The organism is Segeticoccus rhizosphaerae (assembly GCF_009192725.1).
In the GTDB taxonomy this organism is placed as follows: Bacteria; Actinomycetota; Actinomycetes; order Actinomycetales; family Dermatophilaceae; genus Segeticoccus; species Segeticoccus rhizosphaerae.
Map to the genome: position 1 here is coordinate 1 of NZ_VOHR01000302.1, position 4,521 is coordinate 4,521.

5 protein-coding genes are annotated in these 4,521 nt (G+C 72.1%); 2 read left to right on the plus strand and 3 right to left on the minus strand.

The genetic code is table 11. The annotated features are described in order from the left end of the window. The coding region (locus FRW57_RS17745; protein ID WP_152186620.1) for an MFS transporter at positions 1 to 848 on the minus strand (848 nt) is incomplete at its 3' end. A 104-nt stretch (positions 849 to 952) separates the two neighbouring features. Between FRW57_RS17745 and FRW57_RS17750 the strand changes: the two genes are divergently transcribed. Together FRW57_RS17750 and FRW57_RS17755 are read left to right on the plus strand one after the other, a co-directional pair. Next, positions 953 to 2,761, plus strand: coding sequence for a glycoside hydrolase family 15 protein (locus FRW57_RS17750; RefSeq protein ID WP_137121545.1), 1,809 nt, complete (start codon positions 953 to 955; stop codon positions 2,759 to 2,761). Positions 2,762 to 2,842: 81 nt separating this feature from the next. Next, a complete protein-coding gene (locus FRW57_RS17755) occupies positions 2,843 to 3,502 on the plus strand; it encodes an MBL fold metallo-hydrolase (RefSeq protein WP_137121544.1) in 660 nt (219 codons plus the stop codon). Positions 3,503 to 3,512: 10 nt separating this feature from the next. On the opposite strand, the gene FRW57_RS17760 is transcribed toward FRW57_RS17755, so the two are convergent. Both FRW57_RS17760 and FRW57_RS17765 read right to left on the minus strand, forming a co-directional pair. Next, a complete protein-coding gene (locus FRW57_RS17760; RefSeq protein WP_137121543.1) occupies positions 3,513 to 4,100 on the minus strand; it encodes a GerMN domain-containing protein in 588 nt (195 codons plus the stop codon). Beyond that, the coding region (locus tag FRW57_RS17765) for a sensor histidine kinase (protein WP_162529408.1) at positions 4,097 to 4,521 on the minus strand (425 nt) is incomplete at its 5' end. The genes FRW57_RS17760 and FRW57_RS17765, both read right to left, overlap by 4 nt.

The following is a 4,521-nucleotide window of genomic DNA, read 5'->3' on the forward strand; positions in this document are numbered from 1 at the left end:
CAGCGCCCCGCGACCAGCCGGCCGCCGGCGCCGCCGAGGGCCACCACCGCGAGCACCCGCCCGGCAGTCTGCGCGTCCCAGCCGCGCTCGGAGACGAGGAACTCCGCCGAGAACGACGCGGTGGTGAACTGCGGCACCACGAGCAGAGCGCTTGCGACGTGCACCCGCCACAGCTGCGTGGTGCGGTAGGGCGACGGCACCTTCCCGGACACGCCGCCTGCGGCACCAGCCGCCGTCCCAGCCCCGGCAGTGGACGTGACGGGGTGCGGCGCGTCCTCCGCGAACACGGCCACGAGCAGCATGACCGCGAGACAACCCACCGCCGGGACGCCGAGGGCCAGCTCCAGTCCACCTCGCTGGGCCAGAGGCGGGAGCGCCGCGGCGCCCAGGGCCACGCCGAGTGGCTGACCCATCTGGCGGATCCCCATGGCAACCCCTCGTTGCCGTGGCGCGAACCAGCCCATCACGAGGCGCCCGCTCGCGGAGTTCACCGAGGCGCCCGCCGCGCCCACGAGGACGAGCAGCACCGCACGGGTCCCCAGCCCACCCGCCGCCGCGGCACCGAGTCCGGTGAGGCCGGTCAGGGCGAGCCCGAGCGCGATGGCCAGCCGCTCTCCGTACCGGTCGGCGAAGGCGCCCCACGCGACCAGGGTGAGGAACAGCCCCAGCGACGGCGCCGCCACGAAGGCACCGCCGGCAGCGAGGTCGACGCCCTCCGTGCGACGCAGGTAGGGCAACAGGAAGGGCAACCCGAACAGCAGCGAGCACACGATGGTCTGCGCACCGGTGCCGAGCGCCAGCATGACCCAACGGCGCCGTTCGGAGGTCGGGTCCTGACGGGTGGGCACGAGCCGACGTTAGCTCCCGCGGCCGCGGAGTGAGACGTCGATTTCAGGGCGTGGACAAGCGGGTGAACCTGCGCGTCCTTGACCTCCCCCTCTACGGTGCAGGCATGACGACGCCGATCGAGGACTACGCCGTACTGGGTGACAGGGGCACGTGCGCCCTGGTGAGCCGCGGAGGCTCGGTGGACTGGCTCTGCCTCCCCCGCTTCGACTCCCCCGCCTGTTTCGCCGCCCTCGTCGGGCGCCCCGACAACGGCCGCTGGCTGCTCGCACCCGTCGACGAGGCGACGTCCACCCGCCGCTACCTCGGCAACACCTTCGTCCTCGAGACGAGGCACGAGACCAAGGACGGCGTGGTCACCGTCACCGACTTCATGCCCGACGGCGACGGCCGGGCCGACCTGGTGCGCATCATCAAGGGAGTGTCCGGCACGGTGCGGATGCAGCACGACTGGGTGGTCCGCTTCGACTACGGCAAGGTGCGTCCGTGGGTCCGGCGTCAGCCCGACGTCGAGGGCGCGACGGTCCTCAGCGCGATCGCCGGATCCGACATGCTGGTCCTGCGGGGGGAGCGCCTGCCCCGCGCCTTCGACGGCCGGCACTCCGACGAGTTCGACGTCCACGAGGGCGAGGAGATCGCCTTCTCCGCGACCTGGTTCCACTCCTGGCGGGAGATCCCCCCGGCGCTCGACTACGACGCGCGCCTCGAGTCGACCGTCTCCCGGTGGGAGCACTGGCTGTCGAGCTACCAGCACACCGGGCCCTATGACGCGGCCGTGCGCCGCTCGCTGCTGGTGCTGCGGCTGCTCACCCACGCCGAGACCGGGGGCATCGTCGCGGCTCCCACGACCTCGCTGCCGGAGGACTTCGGCGGGACCCGCAACTGGGACTACCGCTTCTGCTGGCTGCGCGACGCGTCGCTCACACTGCAGTCGTTGCTGGGCTGCGGTTTCGCCGCCGAGAGCGAGCTGTGGCGCGCCTGGTTGCTCCGCGCGGTGGCGGGAGACCCCCAGGACATGCAGATCATGTACAGCGTTGACGGCGACCGGGAGCTGCCCGAGCGCGAGCTGGACCACCTGGACGGCTACGCCGGCTCCGTCCCCGTCCGCATCGGCAACGGTGCGGTCCACCAACGCCAGACCGACGTCCTCGGCGAGGTGATGAACGCGCTGGACAAGGCCCGGCTCGCGGGCGTCGAGGAGCACGGGGCGTCATGGGCGCTGCAGCGGGTGCTGGTCGACGAGCTCGCCGAGCACTGGGACCAGCCCGACAACGGCCTGTGGGAGATCCGGGGCCCGCTGCGGCACTTCACCCACTCGCGGGTGATGGTGTGGGTCGCCTTCGACCGGGCCATCACCGCCGTCGAGCAGCACGGCCTGCCCGGATCGGTCGACCGCTGGCGCAAGATCCGCGACAAGGTCCGGGACGAGATCCTCGAGCACGGCTACAACGAGGCCGCCGGGACGTTCACCCAGCACTACGACACGACAGAGGTGGACGCGTCGCTGTTGGTGATCCCCATCGTCGGCTTCCTGCCCGCGGACGACGAGCGCGTCAGGGGCACCATCGAGGCGGTCGAGCGCGAGCTGCTGCGTGACGGGCTGGTGCTGCGCTACCGCACCTCGGCGGGCGTCGACGGCCTCCCCGGCGACGAGCACCCCTTCCTCGCGTGCTCCTTCTGGCTGGTCTCCGCCTACGCCCTGAGCGGTCGAGTCGACGACGCCCACGCACTCATGCGTCGTCTCGTCTCCCTCGTGAACGACCTCGGCCTGCTCTCCGAAGAGTACGACCCCGGCGACTCCCGGATGGTCGGCAACTTCCCACAGGCCTTCTCCCACCTCGCCCTCGTGGGCGCCGCGCTCACCCTGCAGGAGGCCGAGCAGGGCGCCACGGTCGCCCACAGCGGCCACGCCTGAGCCGCGACGACAGCGGCGAAGCTGGAGCGGAGCCACCTGCCGCGGAGGAGCTGCGGCACAAGGCTCTGACAGGATCGAGTCATGACCTACACCGGATCCGTGCAGCCCGGCGGACGCAGCGACGTCCGGGAGCTGGACGCACTCACCATCCGCAAGGCGAGCGTGTCGAGGATGGACAACAACGTCTACCTGCTCACCTGCCGGGAGACCGGCGAGCAGCTGCTCATCGACGCCGCGGACGACGCCTCCCGGATCCAGAAGCTCATCACCGAGGGCACCGGGGCCGTCGACACCATCGTCACGACCCACCAGCACTGGGACCACCACCGGGCGCTGCCCGAGATCGCGGGGGCCACAGGGGCCACCACGGCCGCGGGCGCGCCCGACGCGGACGCGCTGCCCGTCATACCCAACCTCCGGCTGGCCCACGGCGACCGGGTGACCTTCGGCGCGATCGAGCTCGACGTCATACAGCTGCGTGGCCACACACCCGGCTCGGTGGCGCTCGCGTATGCCGACCCGGCCGGAGGCGCCCACCTGTTCACCGGTGACTCGCTCTTTCCCGGCGGCCCCGGGAAGACCTGGGCGGCGGCCGACTTCGCCTCGCTCATGTCCGACCTCGAGGCCCGGGTCTTCGACGTCTACGACGACGACACGTGGGTCTACCCGGGACACGGCAAGGACACCATGTTGGGGACCGAGCGACCGCACCTTCATGAATGGCGCGAACGCGGTTGGTGACGCTCGCGATTCAAGAGACGCCGGGAGCCAAGGCGGCGAAGTCCTGCCGCCTGACCGGGCGTGAGACCAGCCGCCCCGAGCCGACGGGGGTGTCGAGCAGGTGCTTGCCCCTGACGAGACGCATGCTTCCAACCGGTAGCTGAGCAGTGAGAGTGTAGAGGACCTGGGCGACGGCCAGCACGCGCTCGGAGTTGGGCAGGGTGTCGAAGCCCGCGGGCACCTGGACCAGGGCGACGCCGTCCTCGATGCTGACCCGGATGCGGGTCGCAGTGGCGGGGATCGCGGTGCGCAGGTGCCGCGCCTTCTCGTCGGGAGTGGGACGATCGACCAAAGTGGCAAGGACCGCGGACAGGTCCTGGCCCCGCGGCGACGGCCGCCAGACTCGGACCAGCTTGCCGTCGCGCACCAGGAACAACGCGATCTGCAGGGCCGTTCCGGGTAGCTCCGAGGATGCGCCGCTCGCCCCCGTCGGCGCCCAGCTCGGAGTCGCCGAGCCGAGGGAGACCGGGTGAGGCTGGGGACCGACTCCACAGCCTGACAGGACCAGCAGGGCGGGCGTGAGACCGGCCGCGGCCAGCCTGACCGCCCGCGCCCTCATGGCTCCCCCCGCTGCGGCCGCTCGTAGGGCAACCAGACCACGAAACGCGCGCCACCCCCGGGCCGGTCCTCGACGTGCACCCTTCCCCCGATCGCCCGGGTGTGGCGCGCCACGATGGCCAGTCCGAGGCCGGTCCCTGTCCCTTGTGCGCTCCGACCGCGGACGAAGCGTTCGAAGAGACGGACACGCTGGTCCTCGGGCACGCCCGGACCCCCGTCGTCGACCTCGATGCGCGCCCAGGTGCCCTCGGTGTGGACCCGCACCCCCAGGCAGCCCCCGCCGTGCACCTGCGCGTTGGTCACGAGGTTGGTCACGACCTGCTCGAGGCGCCGCTTGTCGGCCAGCAGCACGATGCCGTCGGCCTCCGCATCCGCGCTGGCGACGGGATGGCCGGCGGCCGCGTCCGCCGCCCGGGCGACCA